Source organism: Aureimonas fodinaquatilis (genome assembly GCF_008369445.1).
In the GTDB taxonomy this organism is placed as follows: domain Bacteria; phylum Pseudomonadota; class Alphaproteobacteria; order Rhizobiales; family Rhizobiaceae; genus Aureimonas; species Aureimonas fodinaquatilis.
Genome location: NZ_VTWH01000003.1, coordinates 212,459 through 235,254, shown reverse-complemented (window position 1 = coordinate 235,254; position 22,796 = coordinate 212,459). Strand labels below are relative to the sequence as shown.

The window sequence follows — 22,796 nt, the reverse complement described above, 5'->3', positions numbered from 1 at the left end:
CGCATGATCCCTGTAACTGGCTGGGTCGCATTCGCGGCCCTCACCCTCTACCTCATGCTGTTTTTTACGGGCACATTCCGCCTTGCCAAACTGGGGCAGCGCGTCTGGCTGTTCGGTACCGCAAAGGGACGTGACCGCCTTGCCGCCATTGGCTTTCGGTTGGCCTTTGTTCTTGCTTTGCTTGGACCTGTCGGCTGGAGCAATGCAGACTGGCGCTTCCTTTCCGTAACAGGCTCAGTTCTTGCCTGTAGCGGAGCCATGCTTGCGCTGGTGGCCCAGTTGGGCATGGCAGCGTCCTGGCGCGTCGGCGTTGTGGAAGGCGAAACCGGCGATCTGGTCACATCAGGTCTCTTCGCCTTTTCCCGCAACCCGACTTTTGTTGGCCAGGCCCTGCTGCTTGCTGGTGTTGCGCTTGCGCTACCCGGGGTGATGACAGGCCTTGCCCTGGTGTTGTTCATCCTGTCTGCCAATGCGCAAATCCGAAGCGAGGAGGCTGTGCTGCTGGGCGTGCATGGCCAAAGCTATGCACGCTACCTTCAGGCTGTTCCCCGCTGGATCGGCCGAACCAGAAGCCCGTCTTGAGCTAAGCGAAAAGTCCCGGGCTTGTGGGTCAGTCTTTCTGAACGAACAGGTTGCGGTACTGTCGCGGCTGGCAGCGCAGATATTGCGGAGCAACCTCTATGCTTTCGCCAAAATGCGCCGCTGCGTGCCATGGCCAACGCGGATCATAGAGGGCGGCGCGCGCTATGGCGACAAGATCGGCATCTCCAGAGGTCAGGATCGCCTCGGCCTGATCAAATCCGGTGATCAGGCCCACGGCCACCACCGGCACATTCACATTTGCCTTGACCGCTCTTGCCAGCGGTACCTGATAGCTCGGCCCGATCGGGATTTCCTGCGCAATATGCAGACCGCCGCCGGAAACATGGATGGCGGCGCAACCCCTGGCCACCAGCGCCTGTGAATAGGCAATGGTGTCTTCAACATCCCAGCCGTCTTCCACCCAATCCGTTCCCGAAACCCGGGCAGAAACCGGCCGGTCAGCCGGAAAGGCAGCGCGCACAGCGTCAAACACTTCCAGGGGAAAGCGCATGCGGTTTTCCAGCGAACCGCCATACTCATCCTCGCGCAGATTGGAAAGTGGTGACAGAAACTGATGCAGGAGATAGCCATGTGCCGAATGAATCTGCACGGCATCCAACCCAAGGCGCCCGGCACGGTGCGCGGCCTGTGCAAACGCATCCCGAATGGTGTTCAGCGCCGTCCTGTCCATTGCAACCGGCGCATTGTCTCCCTCTACAAAGGGCACGGCGGAAGGCGCAATCGTCTGCCAGCCATCAGGGTCCTGCGGAGGAAGCAGGCGACCGCCCTTCCATGGCAGGTTTGACGAGGCCTTGCGCCCCGCATGCGCGAGCTGGATGGCAATCGGCGTGTCTGACCAGCGGCGCACACCGGCAAGTGTGCGCTCCATTGCGGCCTCGCATTCATCGGAATAAAGGCCAACGTCAGCATAGCTGATGCGGCCTTCCGGGCTGACGGCCGTTGCCTCTATCGTCAAAAGGCCCGCGCCAGACAATGCCAGATTGCCCAGATGCATAAGATGCCAGTCAGTGGTTTTCCCATCTTCCGCTGAATACTGGCACATAGGTGCAATGACGATGCGGTTCTTCAGATTCACACCGCCGACATTGATGGGAGAAAACAGCTTGGTCTGGCTCATGATGACTTCGGCCCTTGATGACACAATTTCACACAAGACGTGTAACGGTTTTGAGTTTGAAATTGCAACCAGCAAGCGGCGGCTGCCGATGGACGGTTCAAGGGCTTCTGGGGCCTGCTTCAGGCCGCATAGCCGATCATTGCCTTGATCTCGAGGAAATCCTCCAGCCCGTAAAGGCCCGCTTCCCGCCCGTTTCCAGACTGCTTGTAGCCGCCAAACGGCGCTTCGACATCCTGAGCACCACTGTGCGGGGCGCCATTGAGATAGATGCGGCCGGCGCGCAGACGCATGCCCACCGCTTTTGCTTCGTCCAGCGATGGCGCGCTGACATAGCCCGCGAGACCATAAACGCTGTCATTGGCAATTTTCACCGCCTCGTCCACAGTGTCATAAACCAGAATGCTGAGCACAGGACCAAAGATTTCCTGCTGCGCAATCGTCATTTGCGGCTGCACATCCACAAAAATGCTGGGTCGCGCATACCAGCCAGTGGCCAGATGCTCCGGACGGCCGGGACCACCTGCCAGCAATCTTGCGCCTTCATCCAGCCCGGTCTGAATCATCGCCTGCACACGCTCGAACTGAAGTTCACTGGCCAGCGGACCCAGGCGCGAGTCTGAAGCCTCCGGATCACCGACTGTCACGCTTTGCGCCGTTGCATGCGCTATCTCGTACACTTTGCCTGCCTCGCTTCTGTGTACGAGCAGCCGCGTCGGTGCTTGGCAGGACTGGCCGGAATTGGTGAAGCTGCGCAGAACACTGGCGGGAACCGTCTTTTGCAGGTCCGTTCCCGGCAGAAGAATATTCGCTGACTTGCCGCCCAGTTCCTGATGCACCCGCTTCACCGTATCCGCGGCAGCCTTGGCGACCAGTACCCCGGCGCGTGTTGAACCGGTGAATGACACCATATCGATATCGGGATGGCGTGAAATCGCATCGCCAACCGTTGGGCCGTCGCCGTTGATGAGATTGAACACGCCGGCTGGAACACCTGCCTCGTGGATGATTTCCGCCAGCAGCAAAGGACTGAGCGGCGCGATTTCACTGGGCTTGACCACAACTGTGCAGCCAGCAGCAAAGGCGGAAGCAAACTTGGCAGCGACCTGGTTGATCGGCCAGTTCCACGGAGTGATGAACCCGCACACGCCCACAGGCTCGCGCACAATGCGTGTGCCGCTCATCATATGTCCGAAATCATAGTCTTGCAGAACTTTATGCGCCTGTTTGAAATGATTGAGCGCAGTTTGCACCTGCACCTCACGGCCGAACCACAAAGGCGAACCCATTTCAATCATCACCAGATGTGCCAATTCCTCGGCCCTGGACTCGTAGACTGCAATAATCCGTTCAAGCAGCGCCAGACGTTCTTCACGCGTTGTACGTGAGAATTCCGGAAACGCCTTGCGCGCAGCCGCAACGGCACGGTCCACATGCTCAGCCGTTCCCATGCTCAACTGCGCAACGGTTTTTTCCGTTGCCGGATTCACAACCGGAAAAGTCTCACTCGTTTCCGCCGCTACCCACTGCCCGTCGATATAGAATTGGTCCGTGCGCACCATGCCACCCTCAGAAAAATGAAAAAAGATAGAGCGTTGCATGCAATGTCCAACGCTCTTGTCCCGTCGCATCGCCTTGCCGTTGAAACGTCAGCGTTCCGGCAAGAAATGCTCGGGTGCACCGGTCAGTTGATGACCGATGCACCCTCAATGTCCTTGATCAGTTGGAACCCTTGATCAGGTCGTAGAGCTCACGAATATCGGGGTTGGCGCTAAGAAAAGTTTCCGCAACCACTGCCGCTGACTCCTGCGCCTTGGCTTGTTCCTCATCCGACAGTTCAACAATCACGCCGCCATTTTCGGTCCACAGCGCATTGTTGGTTGCCTGGCGTTCAAGCTGGCGGGCAAACATGCGCTCTTCGGCGCTTTGTGCAGATGCCAGCACTGCCTGCTGCAGGTCTTCCGGTAGGCTCTGAAACCAGATGTCGCTCACCGTGGCCAGCGAAATCGTGTACCAAAGCTCAGTTGGAACAGCGGTTGGTGCAACATCGTAGGACTTGAGTGAAATGAAGACATCCAGAACCGTGCTGGCTCCATCCAGCGCTCCCTGCTGAAGCGCTGCCGGTACCTCGTTCAACGGCATGGGCACAGCAGAAGCACCGAGCGAGTTGATTGTGCCGATTTCTGTCTCGGATGACAGAACCCGGATTTTCTGGGCAGCAAGGCCCGCAATATTGTCAGTCTTCATGCGTGAGATGACAACCTGCGGCCCGTAGACGACGGCAGCAATGCCCCGCAGCCCCTTGTCAACGCCAACCGCCAGCAGCGCGTCGCGCGCTTCCGGTGCATCCAGCTTTTCACGCGCGTCTTCCATGCTGGTGAAAAGGCCGGGCACAGCAGGTGCCTGATAGCGCTTGTCCACCCCAACATAAAATTCCGCCGGCGTGATCGTGGCTTCAATCGAGCCGAGCTGCAGACCCTCGATCACGCTCGCGATCGGCCCAAGCTGATTGGCAGGATATATCTGCACCTCAATGCGGTTTTCAGACGCGGCTTCCAGCTCCTCCTTGAACATTTGCGACCACTCGAACTGCATGTCGTTGATGGTCGGCATGCTGAGCTTCAAAGTGTAGTCGGCGGCCAGAGCCGATACCGGCAGGGCTCCGGCAAGTGTGAAAGCCAGCGCAGTCAGAGAATTTCTGGTCACTTTGGAGAAGATTGAATGCTTCATCTGTCGAGCCTTTCCATTAAATTAAAGCGAGAGAAAGTGCGGGAACGTAGGTGACGATCATCAATGCAATGATCTGCAGGAACACGAACGGCATGACCCCGCGGAAAATATCGAGAGTGCTGACGTTCAGCGTCGCTTGCGTCACGAAGAGGTTGAGGCCCAGAGGCGGCGTATACATGCCAATGGCCAGGTTTACGGTCATGATCACCCCGAAATGGATGGGATCAATGCCGAGCTGCATTGCGATGGGCAGCAGAAGCGGCGTCAGTGTCAGGATTGCCGATGCCGGGTCGATAAAGCAGCCCAGGATCAGCAGAAGCACGTTGATGGCCAGCATGATCATCCAGGGCTGAACATCGAGCGCAGCCACGTAGTTGGAAAGCGCACTCTGAAAACCGCTGATCGTCAAGATCCATGAAAAGACCCCGGCCGCAGCCACGATGATCATGATCTGTGCGGTCAACAGCGCAGAGCTGCCGGCGATCCGGACAACATCGCGAAATGTCAGGTCGCGGTGGATCAGCGTTGTTACAAGGATGGCGTACACACAGGCAACGCCGCCTGCTTCCGTTGGAGTTGCAACTCCTCCGTAGATTGAGCCGAGCACGATGACCGGGGCCAGGAGCGCCCATACTGCGCGCCGTGTTGTTTTGAGAAGGTGAGGAAGCGAGAATGCCTGTCCCTCACGAATGCCCTTTCGCATGGCATAAACGACCACCGCTATCGCCAGAATGCCGAGCATCAGCAATCCAGGCAGAATGCCTGCAGTGAAAAGCCGGACAATGGATTGTTCGGCGACCGCGCCATACAGCAGGAAATTGATGCTGGGCGGCAGCACAACAGAAATCGCACCACCCGAATTGATCAGGCCAATCGAAAACTGCTTTGAGTAGCCGCTGCGCACCATATCCGGGTAAATCTGCCGGCTGATGGAGGCAACGGTGGCCGGGCTTGAGCCGGAGATGGAGCCGTAGACCCCACAGGTTCCCACTGCCACCAGACCTACGGCGCCCGGCGTTCTGCCCACCAGCGCCAACACCCATTCAATGATGCGGCTGGAAATGCCGCCACGGCCCATCAACTCGCCGGCAAACAGAAAAAACGGCACCGCAAGCAGGGTGTAGCTGGAAATTGCACCAAACATGTTCTGGTGCACCATCGTTGCCGGCAGCGGCAGGACAAAGCCGATTGTTGCCAGAACACCCAGCAGCAGAACGACAAAGACCGGCAGCCCAAGCAACAGCGTAAAAAGAGGAAATGCGCCCAGCGTCCAGATCATCTCAGTTTACCGTCTCTTCTGCGGGGTTGGTTTGTTTGCTCAGGAACTGGCGCAGATCCACCCCGGCCCGATAAAGCGCCGCCATTGCGGCAAGCGAGAAGGAAACAAGCAGGAAGCTGTGCGGAATCCACATTGGAATGCGGGCAGCAACACTGGTTTGCCCCAGACGCATCATCAACTGCACGATGGTGAGGGATTGCACTGCGATGTAGGCCAGCACACCGCATATGATCAGGCTTATCATGATGCGTATGACGGCTTTGACCCAATCGGGCAAAATCGGAGAAATCGCGTCAATCCGCAGATGATCGTACCGTATGGTGATCACCACGATGCCGGCCATGACGATCAATATCAGACCGAAGATCATGATTTCCTCGGCCCAGACAAAGCTTGCGCCAAATCCGTAGCGCATGACAGCATTGGAGAAATTGAGAAGGACGCCTGCAATCAGCACGATGCCCAGAAGGTCGACAAAGACCCCAAGCAGCTTTTCAAGTTTCAGCATGTCTTTTGGTCCTTGTGCGCCTGTGCCATCAGCGTTGCTCACATATCCTGCGGGCCATCGCGAACAGCTCTGCGTCGCCATTGGCACGGCCAATCAGTTGCAGCCCCAGCGGCATGCCTTCATCTTCCAGAACAGGCAGCGAAACTGCTGGCACGCCCAGCAATGAGGCTGGCACGTTGAAGCCAGGATGACCCGTTGTTTCGAAACTGGCCGGTGCAGCGCCGGTTGCCGCCAAAGTCACCGCGCCGTCATAGTTTGTCATCAGGTCGGCAAAAGCCTGCCGTATTCTTACCCGGCGCTCCAATGCGTCGGCATAGTCACGTTGCGTCATCGCCTCTGCCTGTCGCAACCGCGCCAGCATTGCCGCGCTCACCTGCGATGCAGCGCGCTGCTCATACGTTGCCAGCGGCCATCTGAATTCCCACGCCATCATGATCCATGTCAGATCAAGAGCTCCGGCAATCAGGCCTTCAAATGCATCAATCTTCGGATCGGAATTTCTATCTGCCAGCTCTATACCCTGACCCGACATTCGCTCGCGCGCCGCCGCAAACGCTTCGCGTGCTCCAGAGGTGGATTTGCGCCACCCGTCGGTTTCCAGAACCACCAGTTTGCGCGGCGCTTGGGCCGCAGGCAGTTCATCGGGGCCAGACAACCCTGCATGACCTGGATCTCCGCCGACGCGCGAGGCAATGGCGCGTGCGCACAGCCACACATCTTCAAGCGTCGCACCCAGAATGCCGACGCAGCTCTGGCTCAGATGATCATAGGAGCCGCTGCGGTTGAGAGCACCAAAGGTTGGCTTGTAGCCAAAGCAGCCGCAATAGCTTGCAGGCCGCACCGTTGAACCGACGACCTGGCTGCCAAGGGCCAGCGGCAGAAAACCCGCGCCAACGGCAGCCGCTGAGCCACTGCTTGATCCACCCGGCGTTCTTTTTGAGTCATGCGGATTGGTGGTTTTTGCATAAAGTTCGGTAGAGGCAAATTCGGTGGTTGCCGTTTTACCGAGGATAACAGCGCCCGCCTCACGCAGAGCCTGCACGCTGGCCGCATCACGGTTTGTGGCAAACCCTTCCCACATGGGTGAGCCCTGCCCCGTTGGCATATCTCTGGTTTCAATGATGTCTTTAACGCCGACCAGAACACCGTCGAGCGGAGACAAAGGTTTGCCGGCAAGCCAACGGCTTGTTGATTCCGCTGCCGCACGTCTTGCGCCGTCAACATTCAGCGCAACAAACGCGCCAACCCTGTCATCCTCTTTCGCAATCAATGCCAGCGCATCTTCCAGAAGACGCGAGGGAGAGCTGCGCCCGGTCTGGAACGCGCTTGACTGGGCAGAATAGGAAGAAAAACCATTCATGGTGCGCGCCGTTACTTTGTGCTGGAAGCGATGCCGTCGAAGCGCTCGCCATGGCGCTCGAACGTTACATAGCGCCCCTTGAACCATGGCTCCTGCGAAAGCCGGTCGCGCCATTCGGTCTGCCGTGCGGCCGCGCGTTCCGGGCTTTCAAGCGCTGCCAGATCGGCAAGGTGGTGGATGGCCAGATGCGTAACCTTGTCGGGTGCGCCATCAACAATCCGGTAGCGACGGCAACCCAGCCAATGCTCGTTTTTCAGCAGCAAGGGCACATGGTCCGTGTCATACCAGTCATCGAATTCAGCCTGCCGGTCTTCCGGCACGTTGAACAGCACCCCATAGGCGTATCTGGAGTTCAGAAGGTCTTCCTCGGAAACTTCCTCCCGCGTCTGCCAGCCAATCAGATGGCCGATATATCGGGTGAAGTTCGAAACGGATTTCAGCATCCAGGCCGTTTCTTCGGACGGATTTCCTTTGATTTCCTGATATTGCGGGGTCGAAAGCGCATCAACACCGGTCATATCGTAAATTGCGAGATAGCCGTTGTCCGACGTGCTTCGGTAACGTTGAGCCCCGACGAACCCCTCTGACGTCATGCGCAAGGGAATGTGGTGCGTGTCGTACCAGGAATTGAAGCGCTCCTCCCAATCCGGAGCCGGCGTCATTTCTGAAAAAAGAACTGCGTCGATCGGCATTTTGCCATTCCTCTTCTATTTCTATCGACTGAACCGTGAGAAAGGCCTAATGCGCGCCACCCTCGAAAAGCTCGACAATCTTGCTGGAAGCCGTGCGAACCTTGCGAATGCCGGCCGGCGTATTGCGGCTGCGCCCAACAAAACGCGGCACGGCATCGGTTATCACTGCTGAAACTGCCGGAATATCGCCATTGCGCAGAGCGCTCAGCGCATCATCCTGAGAACCGCCGGCACAGGCGTCTATCAGAACAATATCACCGTCACGACCTGGAGCGATGAAGCCGGAATTCAGGTCGAACACCCGGGCATTGTTGCCGCAGGCGGTGGCAAATGCCAGTTCCGGATCAAGTCCGCCCAGGGAACAGAGGTGACTGAGTGTATAAAGAATTCCCAGCGGCATGATGCCGCTTCCGGTTGGCGTATCCGTTGCCACCAGCAGCCGGTCCAGCTTGTCCGACGAGCGCGCCATTTCTGCGACAAGCAGAGCCGTTCGCAGGTTGCCCGCCGTGCAGATCTGCAGCGCAACATCAGATTCATCCACGAGCCGCCTGAACCCGGCTTCCGGCATGGCAATCGGTCCGCCATTGACGTGGAATGATACATGCGGGTTCATTGCCAGAATATGTTCAGCCCAGACGCCGGACGAGCCGGGTATGGATGATCCACCGGTATGAGCCATGGTGATCAGCCCGGCATCACGCGCCGCCTTGACAATCGGCGCATAATCAAACGGCGTTTCAAACGCGCCAAAACCCGCTTTTGCATAGCGCAGGCCCAGAGCCTTCAGTTCAACCATATCCTGCGCGGTCAGACCCGGTTCCAGAATAACGGCACCGGCATGCACCTTCATGCCGCCGGGCCGGAATGTTTGAAACGACTTCATCGCGGCAACAGCCAACGCCTTGACGCCGGCCGGATCTTTAGGCCGCCCCGGAACATGCACTTCCGAAGCAGAAACCGAAGACGTTACGCCGCCATGCGTGTAGCTTTCCAGGTAGCCGACTGTCTTCTGCCTGGGCGTATAGTCGCCGAAGGTTATGTGGACATGGGAATCAATAAGCCCTGGAATAGCGATTGTTCCTGCCGCATCAATAACAACATCGGCCGATTCAACCTGGCTGGCGCTCAATGTTCCAACACTGGAAATCAGCCCCGCATCCAGAAGAATTGCATCGCCTGCAACGGTTGGCGCTGCGATGTCGCCCGTCAAAATGCGGCCAATGTTTACGATTGCGGTTTTCATGTCCCCTCCCGGCTTGCCGATGTTTATGCCGATGCGGCGGCGCTTTTGCGTGCAGACACTTCGTCATGTGTCATCCCGCCCACGCGCGCATTCAGACGCCCACGGCTTGCGGCACAGAAGATGATGGCAATCTCATCGTGAAGCGGACCGTTCGGCACGCTGACGGTCATGCCATCATAATGTGAGCGGACATAGACCTCATCCTTATGGTTCATCGGAATATCGATGACCGTATTTGGACCGGCTACCTTCTGGTAGGACGATATCCATGCATCTGCCCCGCCAATCAACTTGCGGATCGGGTTCGCAAACGCTGTGGTCAGCAGAGCGTTGGCATGTTCTGCTTCGCCACCCAGCCCAACAAGCCCACCTTTGCCATAGCTTTGAATGTCGAAATCGCCCATGACGGCCAGAAGCTTTTCGCCCACTTTTTCGCCAAGGCTTGGGCTGACAGCAATCATCTCTGAAAGATCCGCACCCTTGGTGCCGACCATCGGGTTCTCAATCACAAAAATGATGGCAGCCTTGCGCAACGGCGTTGCGACCCGGGTGACGCCTTCCTCATAAATGTCATCCACAAAAGAAAGAACGCGACGAATATTCAGATCCATAACCAAAACTCACATGAATGAAGTTGCGCAACGCTAAGTTAATGTCTGACAATCTGTCAATCATAAAATCGTGTTTTGTCTTACAAAAAGACAAAAGCGTGCTAGAGATTTTTTCGTTGGAGCGGTTGCGTTTCAACCGCACTTCAATGCGACAGAACATGGCGTCAGAAGCATTTCAAAGGTGCGCAAGATCACCGGAAACGCTGCGGCGCAGCGTGATGTCGAAAGCCGGGGCAACGCAGTGGAACTCAAAATCAGTCCAAACACCGTACTCAGTGAGACCGTGCGGGTCTTACGAAAGGCGATTGTCGAGGGTCGTTTCAAACCAGGCGACAGACTGGTCGAGGCCGAACTCTGTCAGATGCTGAATGTCAGCCGCCCCTCTGTTCGCGAGGCTTTGCGCCGTCTGGAAGCAGAGCGGCTTGTGGACATCATTCCCAACAAAGGGCCCGTAATTCCATTGATGCCCTGGGAGCATGCAGAGCAGATTTACAAAACGAGAATGCTGCTTGAGGGCGAGATTGCAGCCCTGGCCGCGCGCATGGCCAAGCCCGCCGACATATCTGACCTCCGGCTTGCCCTTGAGGCATTTGAAGATGCTGCGCGCCGTGGCGATGCCGCACGACAGATTTCCTCAACCAAAGCTTTTTACGACATTGTTTTGCGCATTGCGCATAACCCGATCATTGCCGAAATTCTGGAAGGGTTGCACGCAAGAATCAGCTTCCTTCGCGGCAAGTCGATGTCGAGAGCCGGGCGAGCCTTGGCTTCTGCTGAAGAACTATCCTGGATTGCCAATGCCATCGCCGACGGTGATGAGGAGGCTGCACGTGGCATGGCGGTCATGCATGTGACACGTGCAGCAGAAGCAGCTTTTGAAGTTTACGCAAACTCGGCCCCGCAAGAAGGCGACTGACACCTTCTGCGGGACCCGATGCGCTGCCTGACTATTCGACAGGCGGAAGATTCAGCGCCTTATCGACAAGCGCGCCTGAACGGTTGAAGTCGAATGAGCGGAAGACATTCATTTTTACCAGGAACGACGCGCCGCCATAGAACTTCTCATACTGCTGGTGGCGGTTACCAAATTCCGAGCCGATGAAATCCCATGCCAGACGCATCAGGGCAATTCTGTCCTGGGCATTGGTCACTCCGGACACATAATACCGCTCAATTTCGGCTGCAATTTCCGGATTATCGAAGTCTTTGGATGAAGATGGGATCGTCAGCATGCCTGCGCCTGTCATCTCCCTGACGATGTCCACCATCTTGGGGTTGATTTCCGATTGCAGAGCCATGACGGAATAAAGCGACGTTTTGGAAGGCCAGAGAACGCCCTCTTCATCGTAAGTCGCCATTGTTTCCTGCGATTTCAGCATCCCATCGACAATTGAAGCGTAAGCGGCCAGTTCGCCCATCATGACCTGAACCGGCGGCGTTGCATCATTGCCGGTGATTTCATTCATGCGTTTTGCAATTCCAAGCAAGAAACGCAGCTTGGTTGCGTAGCGCGCCTGGGCCTGAAGATTTCCATAAAGATGCGCAGGGGTTTTCCACCACTGATTGAACGTCACTTCGAGATTCTTGTAGGCGAACACATGCTCCCAAGGCACAAACACATTGTCGAAAACAACCATGCTGTCGGTTTCGTCAAATCGCGTTGTCAGCGGATATTCGCCAGCATCGGTTGCCTGAAGGTTGAAAGGCTTGCGGACATAGAGGCGGACACCCTTGGCCGTGGCCGGCACGGCAAGGCTGAGTGCATAGTTTTCATCGCCGGGGCGCAGCGGATGTATGGAGCTCAGGTGAATATAATCTGCAAAAACCGCACCCGTCGCCAGTTGTTGGGCGCCGGAAATGTAAATTCCTTCTGTCGTTTCCTTCACCACGCCTGCGTAAAGCGTCGGGTCGGCCTGTTGATGAGCAGGTTTGCTGCGGTCGATCTGAGGCGGCACAATTGCATAGGCGACATAGGCATGCGTTGCCCGCAAATGTTCGTAAAACCGCACAACATTGTCTGCATATTGCTGGCCGCCAGCAGCAAAAACCGAAGACTTGGCGGCAAAACCACAGAAGAAACCGGCTACGTGATCAGGAGAACGGCCCATGAGGCCGAATGTCAGCTCCGCCCATTTTTCGGCAGCAATTCGCTTGGCTCGAAGATCATCATGGGTTTCAGGAATCTGATATGCGCGCAAAGCTGGCAGACCATCCACCGGCGATGGATATGTCATTGTCTCCAGGTTCTCCGGAGCCGCGGCAAAATCATACAGACGGGCAATTGAGCGCGCCGCTTCGCGAAACGCCGGATCGCTGGACGGATCGGAAACGGTTCTTCCATCGACAATGATGGTGCGCGGGGTGTTGCGCAGATCGGCAAGAAAATCAGCCCCGGTGCGAAGCGGAGCCGTGGCGGGCCCGCTTCGGGAAACGGCAGCGAGTGCAGATGCGGTCATGTGGCATATTCTCCTGAGAGCAACTTTTCCCGGAACCGCGCTAAGGCAATTCGAAAAAATTGGGTTGAAACAGAGTGTTCGACTTATGACGGGAGGTTTGACACCTTCCGGATGTCAGGCGGACTGGCAGAGCGGTGCGGGAGTCTCGATGCCGCAATATCGACCTTTGAAGAAAACGAGCGGCTCTTTGGTCGCCCCCGGCGTGGCAAAGCTGATCACCCGGCAGATGAAAATCACGTGGTCCCCGGCTTCGACGCGCTGGTGAAGGCTGCACTCGATATGGGCCAAGGCTCCATCAAGGAGAGGCGCACCACTTTCACCATGCCGCATGGCAGTATCGGCCCATTTATCCTCGCCTTTTACGGCAAACCGGCGGGAAACTTCCTGCTGGTCAGCGGCAAGAAAATTGATGCCGTAACTCACTGCGCTTTCAAAAGCCGGCAGACTCAACAATGTGTTGGTCAAGCTGAACATCACCAGCTCAGGCTCCAGCGAAATGGAGTTGAAAGAGCTGATCGTCACTCCGACCTTGTTGCCATCGGGCAATTTTGCGGTCACCACCGCTACGCCGGTGGCAAAGTGACCAAATAGATTGCGAAGCTCACGTGCATCCATTGCCATCTCCTTTTACCTACAGTCAATATGTACATTATGTACATGTCAAGTGGTGGCATTTTGATTTTTTTTCGGGCTATACAGGTTTGGCCCTTGTCGGTTCAAATCTGGAGATTGCCTTGGCAGACGTCTTCCCCCCGCGCACCGTGTCGCTGCCCGACATGTTGAGCAACAACACGGATCACCACTTCCGCCAGTCCATCTACCGCTTCGTACAGGCGGCCGGGCGCCTTGCGGATTGCCGGGAAGGGTTCGCGCGGGAAATGGGACTGACCGGCACCCAGTTCATGGTGCTGATGAGCGTGGCCTATATGCAGGGGGAGGAAGGTGTGGGCATTGCTGCCATTGCCGGCAATATTGGTCTTGCTCCAACCCATGCCACAACAGAGGTTGGCAGGCTTGTTCGCAAGGGTCTGCTCAACAAACGGCCCAGCCCGGTGGACAGGCGCGGTGTGCTCATCAATCTCACTGCGGCAGGAAAAAGTGCAGTATCAGACGTTATCAAGATTGTGCGCACCATCAACGACATTCTGTTTCAGGATGTTGATGGCGAGGAGTTGAAAGTCCTTCTCTCGGTATCGGAAAAACTGGTGCGCAACTCTGAGCGTGCCTTGGCCGAGCTGCGCCTCATCAGCTCCCGACATGAATTCTCCAATGTTGAGACCGATTACAGGTGACCGCAATTGGAGGCGCAGCATGACCGCACGGAGAATTCTGAACATCAACTTGCCTCTTGCCGCCCTGGCTATCCTCTTCCTGCTTGCTTGCATGCCGGGCGCTCAGGCCCGCCAATGCACAGAGCAAGGTTTTGAGGGCAGCAGCTATGTTGTCTGCACGGTTGACCCAGCTGTTTCGGACCTGCGTTTGTTCTGGAAAAATGATGCCGGCGATCCATATCGCAGATTCTCCCGCATTGCTGATGCAGTGCGCACTCAAGGTCAGGAGCTGGTGTTCGCCATCAATGGCGGCATGTATCAGCCGGACTACACACCGCTTGGTCTTTACGTTGAAAATGGCAAGGAGCTACGCCCTGCGGATGTGAGCAGCGTTGAAGGTCGACCAGCTCAAATTCCCAATTTTTACAAAAAGCCAAATGGCGTGTTCTTTATTGGAGAGGCAGGCGCAGGCATTCTGCCCACTGATGAATTCCTCGCCGCCCGCTCAGCGGTACGCTTCGCCACGCAATCGGGGCCAATGCTGGTCATTGACAATGCCTTGCACCCTGCGTTGATTCCCGGCTCAACGGACAGGACACGCCGCAGCGGCGTCGGCGTATGCGGAACTGGTCTTGTGCGCTTTGCCATCAGTTCAGGCCGCGTCAATTTTCATGAATTTGCGCGGCTGTTTCGCGATGAACTCGGCTGCCCCAATGCGCTGTTTCTTGATGGCGGCCGCGGCACGGGTCTCTATTCGCCGGACCTGCGCCGCAACGATTTTTCATGGTATGGCGGCTACGGGCCGATGTTGGGAGTTGTCGAGTGAAGCGCGTGCCGCGAAATGCGCTGTGCTAAAAACGGCCGTCGAACAGTCCGAACAGCCGCGCAGACAAATGCGTGAGCGACCATGGCGAGGCAACGGTGACTCGCGACAAGTATGGAAACGACAATGGTTCGTTCGGCTTCACCCGCATGATTTGCTGGCGCTCCTGAATACCGAATGTCGTGCGGAACTCGGGCGGCAAACTGTCCGCAACGACGTCCACCCTGTCCACCACGCCATCAACAGTGCGCACGCCATCTGTGATGATAACGTGATTTCCAGGCACAACATCGTAAACCCGCCCGCGTGACAGATAGGCTAGGACAAAGGTTTCGCCATTCAGCAATTCCAGCACAGGCTCACCTACCGTCAAAACCTGCCCAGGCGATGCAACATGCGCGCTGACTGTTCCATCATGTGGAGCCCGGACAACACCGTCGGCATAGGCAGATTTGGTATTGGACATTGCCGTTGTCACTTCGGCGAGGTGGTCATTTATGACGGCCAGTTGCTCAAGCACCGAGCCTGCTTCGGTGCGAAGCGTCATCAGATCACGCTCAGCAGCAAATGCTTCAGACAGTACGGAACTGATATAAGTCTGGGAAATCGCGTTGCCGGAAGTGCTGCGGTCGAGCCGCGTCACGCCGTTCTGCGCAGCTTCAAAGCGGCGCTCGGCTATCGGGATCAGCGACTCCACCACCTTCTGCCGGTTAATGGCAGCCTGCCGCCGCTCTTCAATCAACGCAGTATTCTGGGCCAGTTGCGCCAGTGATGTCAGGACTTCGGTTGATTCCAGTCTGGCTATGACATCTCCCTCACGAACCGGACTGCCGGGGGCCACGTCAGTCTCCAGCACGCGCGCGGTATAGGCAGCGCCAACGACGAAGCGATCGCTTGTTACAATGCCGGAGGCTTTGAGGATGAAGAGATGGCCTGTCAGTGTCACCACAAGATAGGCGAGGAAGCCTATAACCAGCAGCAGATAGACGATCCGCCCCAATTTCCGCTTGCGTTGCAGGGGTCTTTCATGACGTCCAGCCTGCTCCACCGCCAGTGAACTTCCGTTTGTCGTGCGTATTCTGTTGCGTATCACCGGCGTATTACCTCTGATTTCGGGCCTGATGACATTTGCGGACCTTGAGCGGTACGAAATTGTCATTCTGCGAGGTGGCAAACAGCAATTCTTCCAGATACGCCAGCAAACGCGCATTGCGCATGACCACAAACTGGAAAGGTGCAAACAACGGAATGAATGGAAGCAATCCGAGATACTCGTAGCGTTTCAGAGTATGGGCTGCCAGCAACAGCGTTACCGCATCAAGCAGGATGATCAGCAGGGTGGTGATGATCAGCACGATGGGCAGCAGCAGCGGGGCATTCATCGAAAGCCAGATTGCGTACGCAATGAAAACCACCGCTGCCAAGATGCAATAGAGCAGGAACTCGACCTGATGCAGCGCTTCAATCAGCCTGAACCGTCTGTCGAACGGGTTGAAAGTGAAACCAAATTTTTGAAATCGCAGACGAGCCGCATCGCGCTCCCATCGGCGGCGCTGCAGCAGAAAGCCCTTCAGTGACGCGGGCACGGTTGTCCAGCATAGGGCATCGCTGGCGAACCGGATTTTGAAACCGCGCTGACGCAATTTCAATGTCAGGTCCAGATCTTCACCCGGTCCGACATCCATTCCCCCCGCCGCAGCCCACGCATTGCGCCGAAACGCACCCAGTGCGCCTGAAACACAGGTTACAAGCCCGAAATAATCAACCAGCGCCCGGCCCAGATGGATGGAAAAAATATACTCTATCGCCTGTAGCGAAGACATGATGCTTTGGCTTGTATTGCGCACAAGCACTGCCCCGGACACTGCCCCGACATCCGGATCAACGAAAGCTCGCGTCAATTGCGCAACCGCATCGCGGTCGAGTGTGCAGTCACAATCCACGACCACAAAGACCTCGCCACTGGCTACACTGGACGCAAGATTGAGCGCCGCCGACTTGCCGCCGCGATCGTTAACGCGAATGGCTTTGTCCAGAACGCCTTCTGTCTCCAGGCGATGCAGTATGGAATACATGCCATCCAGTGAACCATCATCAACACAGATGATCTCGAGATTGGGGTAGGACTGCCCTCGAAGCGAACGAATGCACCGTTCAACGCTTTCCGCTTCGTTGTAACCCGCGATCAGAACACTGACCTTTCCAGTCCAGGCACGATCATCGCGGTTCTTTTGCTCTGTGCTGCTGGTGATGAAAACGCATATAAATCCGAGGAAATACCGAGGGATGTCGAACACCAGCAAAAACCAGAAGAGCCCGATCATCTCCACAATGGTTCGCTGACTCGCATAGGCCCAGCTGAACATCGCAAGATCCATCATTCCGGCGAACTCACAGCACCAACGGCCTCATCTTCAGAACCGAAAACAAGTGCCATGCCCGCGGCTGTTACAAGGAATGATTCCACGTCTTTTTCCAAAAGCGCCTGACCGACACCTGCCAGACCACAATCTGTGCAGCGGAAGCCGACATCGGGATGCTGGGACAGTTCACCACAGGCCTCACACTCACAAAGTTCGGTGGACACTTCATAATCCACGGACACATTGTTGAGAAACCGGCGACATTTCGGACAGCGCAACTGTCCATCCTCGTTCTGAAACTGTTGTTCCGGAGCTTGCGTTGCGCACTGATAGTGGTGAATGACTGCCCGGTCACGAATGCGACTGCTGGCACAATGGTGGCATTGATCCCGCACAAGAATGCGCGCTGACAGGCAATTCGGACAATGGTTCAGGCGCTCGCTGAATTTTGCAAGAAGATGCCCGCGGGAAACAAGTTCAGTGCACACTTCATCAAGATTGGGAAAACGTGCCCGCTCCCTGAAATTCGCTATCTGCGGATGGCGAAAACTGAACTCCGGCTGCATGACGCCATGTCTGACGGCGATGTAGAGCAGCAGACCCAGCGCCGGGTCTTCCGAATATCGTATCTGTTCCGGAACCTTCAAAAGGCGGTGCGCTATCGGCCGCAGTGTTTCGATTGCCGAGGCGACCTCCCCTGCGCCAACTGCCACATCAGCCGCATCCGACTGATCAAGCGATATGACAGGAATTGAGTGATGCAAAGCGGATGCAGAATCCACCAGTCCATTGAGATCAGACCAGTGTTCGACAATGGCAAGTGTGACTTTGGATGCATCTGTGCCGTAGGCGGCATCCAGCTGCAAAGAGTTACGCAATGGGAGCGGCACTGCAATGTCAATCGAACTCAACTACACAACCCTCGTTTGGCAGAAGAAGGTAGGGCGAGCGTGCAGAGCGTCTATATTCACCGCGCGATGCGGCTGTCAGAGAACAGTCTTCAAAATGCCACAATTACGTCCAAGCAACTGATTCCGGAGTATTAATTGATCTGTATTCCAACCCCGCATCCAAAGAGGATTTTTTGCTCTGCTCCCATTACAAACCAGCCATGAGCAGATATTTTGTGTCGAGATATTCATCGAGTCCATGCCGTGAACCCTCGCGCCCCAGACCTGATTCCTTGACCCCGCCAAATGGCGCAAGCTCGGTTGAAAGGCGGCCGCTGTTGATAGCCACCATGCCGTATTCGAGCGCCTCTGCCACGCGCCAGACACGACCCAGATCGCGCGCGTAGAAGTAAGCTGCCAGTCCGGAATGCGTTGCGTTGGCCAGCGCAGTCACTTCGTTCTCATCCTCGAATCTGAAGATTGGAGCCAGCGGACCAAACGTCTCTTCCTGTGCAACAAGCATTTGTACTGTGGCATTGGCCACGACCGTGGGGCAAAAAAAGTTACCCCCGATTGCGTGCCGCCTGCCACCTGTTATGACAGTTCCGCCTTTTCTGATCGCATCTGCAATATGCGCCTCTACTTTGGAAGCCGCCGCGTCATTGATAAGCGGGCCAATTGCGACCGCGGTCGAAAACCCGTCGCCAACCATAAGACCGGATGCTTTTTCGGCAAACTTTCTGACGAACTCATCATAAATGCTAGTTTGGACAAAAATGCGGTTTGCACACACGCAGGTCTGGCCGGCATTGCGGAATTTGGACAGGATCGCCCCATCAACAGCCGCGTCCAGATCAGCATCGTCAAACACAATGAAAGGTGCATTGCCACCAAGCTCGAGGCCAAGCCGCTTAACGGTTGGAGCGCACTGCGCCATGAGCAGCTTGCCGATGGCGGTCGAGCCGGTGAACGTGAGGGTGCGAACATCATGACTGGCGCACAGGACTTGCCCAATCGCAACCGCATCCCCCGTCACTAGGTTCAGCACGCCGGCGGGCACGCCGGCCAGCTCCGCCAGTTCGGCCAAGGCAAAGGCCGTCAGGGGAGTTTCCGGAGCAGGTTTGAGAACCACCGTGCAACCGACGGCCAAGGCCGGGGCGATTTTGCGGGTGACCATGGCAGCCGGGAAATTCCATGGAGTTATGGCAGCGACAACGCCAACCGGTTGTCGCAGGACAATTATTCTGCCGTCGCTGATGTGCGTTGGCAGTGTTTCGCCATGAACGCGCTTGCACTCCTCTGCGTAGAACTCGATGTAGGATGCAGCATACAGAATTTCGGCCTTTGCCTCCGCAAGCGGCTTACCCTGCTCGGTCGTCAGCAAGACGCCAAGTTGGTCAACATGCTGGATTACAAGATCATGCCAGCGCCTGAGAATTGCCGCCCTTTCTTTTGCCAGCAGCCTCGACCACCCGGGAAACGCATTTCTGGCTGCAGCTACGGCCTGTTCTGTTTCCTTCTGGCCGAAATTGGGAACGCGCGCAATTTCCGCTCCGGTGGAAGGGTTGAAAACCGGACTGTCTGCATTGCCAACCCATTCCCCTCCTATCAGGCACTGGGCAGGCCAGACACGGCCTGCCATCTCGAGGCGGGAAGCTGCATCCCCCGTGGATTTCAGCCCGGCGATATCCAATCCATCAGTCATTGGCCTGGAAGCTCCACCATCGGGTCCAGCTTCCCTGCAAAAAGCGAGATCGGTGGATGGGCTCCGGGATCTGTCATCACCTCAACAAGCGTTGGACGTGATGATGCAAGGGCCTCACGCAGACGGAACGGCAGATCTTCCGCGCTTTCGACCCGCACGCCCTCACAACCGCAGGCGCGGGCAATCGCCGCATGGTCAACGGGCTTGAAGTGGCATGCGCTGGTATAGGCATCAAATTTCACGGTCTCGGCATCCTTCTGAAAGCCAAGAATTCCGTTGTTCAGCAGAATGATTGTAAGCGGTACGTCCATGCGCACCATGGTTTCCAGTTCCGCCCAGGAATGCGCAAAGCCACCATCGCCCACCAATGCCACAACCGGTGCGTCGGGGCGGGCAATTTTTGCGCCCATTGCAAGCGGCAACCCCCAGCCAAGACCAGCCAGCCCACGCGGTGTTATAAACCGCATACCTGCATGCGCACCTCGCAACTGGCCCGCCACCCACATTGAAGAGTAGCTGGCATCGGCAGCGACGATGGTTTGCGCCGTCAGCAGTTTTTGCAGTTCAGCCATCACCCGTTCGGGGCGAAGCGGGCTTGTATCCGCCGTTGCAAGCGGCGCCCGAACTGTTTCAAAGTCATTCCACGCCTTGGCAATGCGTGCCTCGATGGATGGGCGGGATTCGGCTCTGGCGTCAAGATCGCAGGACGCAAGCGCCTGCGTCAGCGCTTCAAGAGTTGCAGCAGCGTCGCCCACAAGGCGCACAGCTTCATAGTTACGGCCAATCTCCTGCGGGTCCACATCAATCTGGATGATACTTGTTCCCGGCTTAACCAGCCGCCAACTATCGGTTCCGTTCTGATTGTTGCGGGTGCCAACCTGCAAGATCAGATCGGCATCGCCGAGAATATCTTTTGTAAAGCGTCCAAGCGCCGTCGGACCGACAAGGGCGCCCAGAACACCGCAGGACAGGGGGTGCATTTCATCGACTGCGCCCTTTCCCATATTGGTTGTGAACACTGGCAGCGACGCCAGATCCTGAAGTCGCGCAAGAACTGCGGAGGCATCGGCGGAGAGCACACCCCCACCCGCCATGACGACAGGGAATTTCGCCGCCGCGATCATGGAGGCTGCATCCTGGACGAGAGCGTCGGCTGGCCGGCTCCTGTCCAGTGGCCATACACCCAGATTGGCGCGGCGCACATGATCTGACGCAACAACCTCCTCCCGCAGCAAATCTGCGGGCAGGAGTAGAACCGCTGGGCCGGGCCTGCCGCTTGTGGCGGCTATGAAAGCGGCATCGACGTAATCTTCCACCCTGTCAGCCGTGCCAATTCGCCGGGTCCATTTGGCGCAGGATGCAAACAGCGCAATGTGATCCAGTTCCTGAAACGCATTTTTATCAACCTGATGGCGCTCGACTTCCTGCACAAGAGCCACGATTGGCACACTTGCCTTGAGAGCTTCCGCCAATGGCGGCACGAGCAGGGTTGCCGCTGGGCCGTTTTGCGCAGCAACAACGCCGACCTTTCCCGAAATGCGCGCAAAGCCATCCGCCATGGTGCCGCCCATATTCTCCTGCCGATAGGCGATCTGACGTATGCCGATCGCTTCCGCAGCAAGAATGACAGCCGATGGCAGGCTCTGGCCGAAAATGACCTCGACGCCGTGGCGGGCAAGTGCCTGCGCTATAGCTTGGGCAACGGTCGGTTTGGTGGTGCTCATACTGCAAGGCTTTCGTATATTTGCTGGTGAGATGACAGAAAATCCGCAAACACATCGCCTACATGGTCAATGTCAGCGTCGGTCATCGGAGTGGAGAGGCAGGCGGCCGCACCATTGGGTATGATGATGCCTTCTGAGGCATAGATGCGGGTCAGCTGATTGATCACCGTCGCCTCCACAGCCGTCATCGCAGCCTCGCGGAAATCACGCGGGGCCAGGCGTTTGGGATGAATTCTGAACAGAGAGCCAACACCTGTGACGGTGAATGGCGCATCATGCCGGGCGATGTCTGACGCGAACCGGTGCCGCAGTCGCGTGCCAAGATTTTCAAGATGTTCGAATGCGGCGTGGTCCAGCGCTTTCATTGCCGCAAGCCCTGCCACCATTGACAGTGGATTGGCGGAAAAGGTGCCTCCCTGCGGCAGCGGCGGGCGCTTTTCACCGCGGCCAAACACGCTCATGACCTCGCGGGAGCCGCCGATTGCCCCGATTGGCAACCCACCGCCGATGATTTTACCAAGTGTAATGAGGTCTGGCGTGAAACCGTGCCGCGCGGAAGCGCCCTCATATCCCTGACGAAAGTTGAGCACCTCATCGGCGATGATCAGAATGCCGAATTCCCTGGCTGTTGTGTTGATAGCCTCAACAAATTCAGGGTCTGGAACCACAAGTCCGGCCCTGCTGGGTGTGGGATCAATGATGATTGCCGCCAGGCGGTGAGCGTTTTTCGCCAGCAGCCGCCTGCAGCCCTCCACATCATTGAAGCGCAACGTAACGACCTCATCCAGAACTGAAGCGGGAGTGCCGCGATAATAGGGAACCGACGCCGGCTCTGTCGGATCGCCCCAATTATCCGCTGTGCTGGACTGGCTCACCTCCACCCAATCGCAGGCACCATGATAGGCACCCTCGATTTTGGCTATTGCAGGACGCCCGGTATAAGCTCTTGCTGCCTTGACGGCAAAAAGCACAGCCTCGGTGCCAGTGTTGACAAAGCGAAGCCAATCAATGGCAGGAACGCGCCCGCAGATCAGTTCCGCAAGTGCAAGTTCATGCTCTGTTGGATTGGCGAAGCATGATCCCGAGTTAATCTGATGTGCTACCGCATCAGCGACCGGCTTGAAGCCATGCCCATGAATCAGGGTCGTGAAATTGCCATTCAGGTCAAGAAACCGACGCCCGTCCACGTCTGTGACATAGGCACCTTCGCCATTGGCAATATAGCGTGGGATCGGATCTTTCTCGATGGTGACGCGCGTCGTTCCGTCGCCAAACACCTTGCCTGCTCTGGCAAAGAACTCAGCCGACTTCGGGCCTGTTGCGTTGTGCCCTGGTTGCATGTCTCTCCTGCCCCCTCATGAAATGGACTCGTCAAAGTAAGGGCAGATTATTATTTTTTGATATTTGACGCAACAAAAATTATT

General features: G+C 56.7%; 21 protein-coding genes. 4 read left to right on the top strand and 17 right to left on the bottom strand.

Translation table 11 applies throughout. From position 1 onward, the window contains the following. Positions 1-3: 3 nt before the first annotated feature. Positions 4-582, top strand: a complete 579-nt coding sequence (locus FPY71_RS13245; RefSeq protein ID WP_149300779.1) for a methyltransferase family protein — start codon at positions 4-6, stop codon at positions 580-582. Positions 583-610: 28 nt separating this feature from the next. On the opposite strand, the gene FPY71_RS13240 is transcribed toward FPY71_RS13245, so the two are convergent. From FPY71_RS13240 to FPY71_RS13200, 9 genes are all read right to left on the bottom strand, one after another. Beyond that, complete coding sequence (locus FPY71_RS13240; RefSeq protein ID WP_149300778.1) at positions 611-1,720, bottom strand: NADH:flavin oxidoreductase/NADH oxidase; 1,110 nt, start codon at positions 1,718-1,720, stop codon at positions 611-613. Positions 1,721-1,839: 119 nt separating this feature from the next. Then, positions 1,840-3,279 carry an aldehyde dehydrogenase family protein gene (locus FPY71_RS13235; RefSeq protein ID WP_149301102.1) on the bottom strand — a complete coding sequence of 480 codons (1,440 nt, stop codon included), beginning with the start codon at positions 3,277-3,279 and terminating at the stop codon, positions 1,840-1,842. Positions 3,280-3,436: 157 nt separating this feature from the next. Beyond that, positions 3,437-4,447, bottom strand: a complete 1,011-nt coding sequence (locus FPY71_RS13230; protein WP_149300777.1) for a TRAP transporter substrate-binding protein — start codon at positions 4,445-4,447, stop codon at positions 3,437-3,439. A 16-nt stretch (positions 4,448-4,463) separates the two neighbouring features. Then, positions 4,464-5,726 (bottom strand): TRAP transporter large permease, encoded by a 1,263-nt coding sequence (locus FPY71_RS13225; RefSeq protein ID WP_149300776.1) that lies wholly within the window; start codon positions 5,724-5,726, stop codon positions 4,464-4,466. Position 5,727: 1 nt separating this feature from the next. Further along, positions 5,728-6,276, bottom strand: a complete 549-nt coding sequence (locus FPY71_RS13220) for a TRAP transporter small permease (protein WP_210246293.1) — start codon at positions 6,274-6,276, stop codon at positions 5,728-5,730. After that, a complete protein-coding gene (locus FPY71_RS13215) occupies positions 6,263-7,594 on the bottom strand; it encodes an amidase (RefSeq protein ID WP_188052341.1) in 1,332 nt (443 codons plus the stop codon). Before FPY71_RS13215 ends, FPY71_RS13220 begins: the two co-directional genes overlap by 14 nt. A gap of 11 nt (positions 7,595-7,605) precedes the next feature. After that, positions 7,606-8,286, bottom strand: a complete 681-nt coding sequence (locus FPY71_RS13210; protein WP_149300773.1) for an EthD domain-containing protein — start codon at positions 8,284-8,286, stop codon at positions 7,606-7,608. Positions 8,287-8,332: 46 nt separating this feature from the next. Then, entirely contained in the window at positions 8,333-9,529 is a 1,197-nt protein-coding gene (locus FPY71_RS13205; protein ID WP_149300772.1) for an amidohydrolase family protein, read from the bottom strand. Positions 9,530-9,552: 23 nt separating this feature from the next. Then, positions 9,553-10,140: an amino acid synthesis family protein gene (locus tag FPY71_RS13200; RefSeq protein WP_149300771.1), complete on the bottom strand. Its 588-nt coding sequence runs from the start codon at positions 10,138-10,140 to the stop codon at positions 9,553-9,555. 181 nt (positions 10,141-10,321) lie between these two features. Between FPY71_RS13200 and FPY71_RS13195 the strand changes: the two genes are divergently transcribed. Beyond that, entirely contained in the window at positions 10,322-11,056 is a 735-nt protein-coding gene (locus tag FPY71_RS13195; RefSeq protein ID WP_246160533.1) for a GntR family transcriptional regulator, read from the top strand. Positions 11,057-11,087: 31 nt separating this feature from the next. On the opposite strand, the gene FPY71_RS13190 is transcribed toward FPY71_RS13195, so the two are convergent. Both FPY71_RS13190 and FPY71_RS13185 read right to left on the bottom strand, forming a co-directional pair. Continuing rightward, the gene (locus FPY71_RS13190) at positions 11,088-12,596 is read right to left on the bottom strand and encodes a 4-hydroxyphenylacetate 3-hydroxylase family protein (protein WP_149300770.1); all 1,509 of its coding nucleotides are present in this window, start codon (positions 12,594-12,596) and stop codon (positions 11,088-11,090) included. Between the two features lie 114 nt (positions 12,597-12,710). Beyond that, a complete protein-coding gene (locus tag FPY71_RS13185) occupies positions 12,711-13,211 on the bottom strand; it encodes a flavin reductase family protein (protein ID WP_246160530.1) in 501 nt (166 codons plus the stop codon). A gap of 119 nt (positions 13,212-13,330) precedes the next feature. Here FPY71_RS13185 and FPY71_RS13180 point away from each other — a divergent pair, with 119 nt between their 5' ends. Together FPY71_RS13180 and FPY71_RS13175 are read left to right on the top strand one after the other, a co-directional pair. Then, positions 13,331-13,888 (top strand): MarR family winged helix-turn-helix transcriptional regulator, encoded by a 558-nt coding sequence (locus tag FPY71_RS13180; protein WP_149300768.1) that lies wholly within the window; start codon positions 13,331-13,333, stop codon positions 13,886-13,888. 19 nt (positions 13,889-13,907) lie between these two features. After that, positions 13,908-14,693, top strand: coding sequence for a phosphodiester glycosidase family protein (locus FPY71_RS13175; protein WP_425457885.1), 786 nt, complete (start codon positions 13,908-13,910; stop codon positions 14,691-14,693). Positions 14,694-14,718: 25 nt separating this feature from the next. Here FPY71_RS13175 and FPY71_RS13170 read toward each other — a convergent pair whose 3' ends face one another. The 6 genes from FPY71_RS13170 to FPY71_RS13145 form a co-directional block, all read right to left on the bottom strand. Then, on the bottom strand, positions 14,719-15,783 hold the full coding sequence (locus tag FPY71_RS13170; RefSeq protein WP_188052340.1) for an HlyD family secretion protein: 1,065 nt from the start codon (positions 15,781-15,783) through the stop codon (positions 14,719-14,721). 7 nt (positions 15,784-15,790) lie between these two features. After that, entirely contained in the window at positions 15,791-17,071 is a 1,281-nt protein-coding gene (locus tag FPY71_RS13165; protein WP_149300766.1) for a glycosyltransferase family 2 protein, read from the bottom strand. After that, positions 17,068-17,964: a TackOD1 domain-containing metal-binding protein gene (locus FPY71_RS13160; RefSeq protein ID WP_149300765.1), complete on the bottom strand. Its 897-nt coding sequence runs from the start codon at positions 17,962-17,964 to the stop codon at positions 17,068-17,070. The genes FPY71_RS13165 and FPY71_RS13160 overlap by 4 nt, the downstream gene beginning before the upstream one ends. 187 nt (positions 17,965-18,151) lie before the next feature. Continuing rightward, a complete protein-coding gene (locus FPY71_RS13155; RefSeq protein WP_149301099.1) occupies positions 18,152-19,585 on the bottom strand; it encodes an NAD-dependent succinate-semialdehyde dehydrogenase in 1,434 nt (477 codons plus the stop codon). 59 nt (positions 19,586-19,644) lie between these two features. Continuing rightward, positions 19,645-21,372, bottom strand: coding sequence for an acetolactate synthase catalytic subunit (locus FPY71_RS13150; RefSeq protein WP_149300764.1), 1,728 nt, complete (start codon positions 21,370-21,372; stop codon positions 19,645-19,647). After that, on the bottom strand, positions 21,369-22,712 hold the full coding sequence (locus FPY71_RS13145; RefSeq protein ID WP_149300763.1) for an aspartate aminotransferase family protein: 1,344 nt from the start codon (positions 22,710-22,712) through the stop codon (positions 21,369-21,371). Before FPY71_RS13145 ends, FPY71_RS13150 begins: the two co-directional genes overlap by 4 nt. Positions 22,713-22,796: the final 84 nt, after the last annotated feature.

Excerpts from the sequence above, each read along its gene's own strand:
- FPY71_RS13190 (WP_149300770.1), bottom strand. The coding sequence starts at position 12,596 with ATGACCGCATCTGCACTCGCTGCCGTTTCCCGAAGCGGGCCCGCCACG.
- FPY71_RS13175 (WP_425457885.1), top strand. The coding sequence starts at position 13,908 with ATGACCGCACGGAGAATTCTGAACATCAACTTGCCTCTTGCCGCCCTG.
- FPY71_RS13200 (WP_149300771.1), bottom strand. The coding sequence starts at position 10,140 with ATGGATCTGAATATTCGTCGCGTTCTTTCTTTTGTGGATGACATTTAT.
- FPY71_RS13215 (WP_188052341.1), bottom strand. The coding sequence starts at position 7,594 with ATGAATGGTTTTTCTTCCTATTCTGCCCAGTCAAGCGCGTTCCAGACC.
- FPY71_RS13230 (WP_149300777.1), bottom strand. The coding sequence starts at position 4,447 with ATGAAGCATTCAATCTTCTCCAAAGTGACCAGAAATTCTCTGACTGCG.
- FPY71_RS13155 (WP_149301099.1), bottom strand. The coding sequence starts at position 19,585 with ATGGCAGGCCGTGTCTGGCCTGCCCAGTGCCTGATAGGAGGGGAATGG.
- FPY71_RS13150 (WP_149300764.1), bottom strand. The coding sequence starts at position 21,372 with ATGAGCACCACCAAACCGACCGTTGCCCAAGCTATAGCGCAGGCACTT.
- FPY71_RS13185 (WP_246160530.1), bottom strand. The coding sequence starts at position 13,211 with ATGGATGCACGTGAGCTTCGCAATCTATTTGGTCACTTTGCCACCGGC.
- FPY71_RS13245 (WP_149300779.1), top strand. The coding sequence starts at position 4 with ATGATCCCTGTAACTGGCTGGGTCGCATTCGCGGCCCTCACCCTCTAC.
- FPY71_RS13145 (WP_149300763.1), bottom strand. The coding sequence starts at position 22,712 with ATGCAACCAGGGCACAACGCAACAGGCCCGAAGTCGGCTGAGTTCTTT.
- FPY71_RS13210 (WP_149300773.1), bottom strand. The coding sequence starts at position 8,286 with ATGCCGATCGACGCAGTTCTTTTTTCAGAAATGACGCCGGCTCCGGAT.
- FPY71_RS13240 (WP_149300778.1), bottom strand. The coding sequence starts at position 1,720 with ATGAGCCAGACCAAGCTGTTTTCTCCCATCAATGTCGGCGGTGTGAAT.
- FPY71_RS13235 (WP_149301102.1), bottom strand. The coding sequence starts at position 3,279 with ATGGTGCGCACGGACCAATTCTATATCGACGGGCAGTGGGTAGCGGCG.
- FPY71_RS13165 (WP_149300766.1), bottom strand. The coding sequence starts at position 17,071 with ATGATGGATCTTGCGATGTTCAGCTGGGCCTATGCGAGTCAGCGAACC.
- FPY71_RS13205 (WP_149300772.1), bottom strand. The coding sequence starts at position 9,529 with ATGAAAACCGCAATCGTAAACATTGGCCGCATTTTGACGGGCGACATC.
- FPY71_RS13225 (WP_149300776.1), bottom strand. The coding sequence starts at position 5,726 with ATGATCTGGACGCTGGGCGCATTTCCTCTTTTTACGCTGTTGCTTGGG.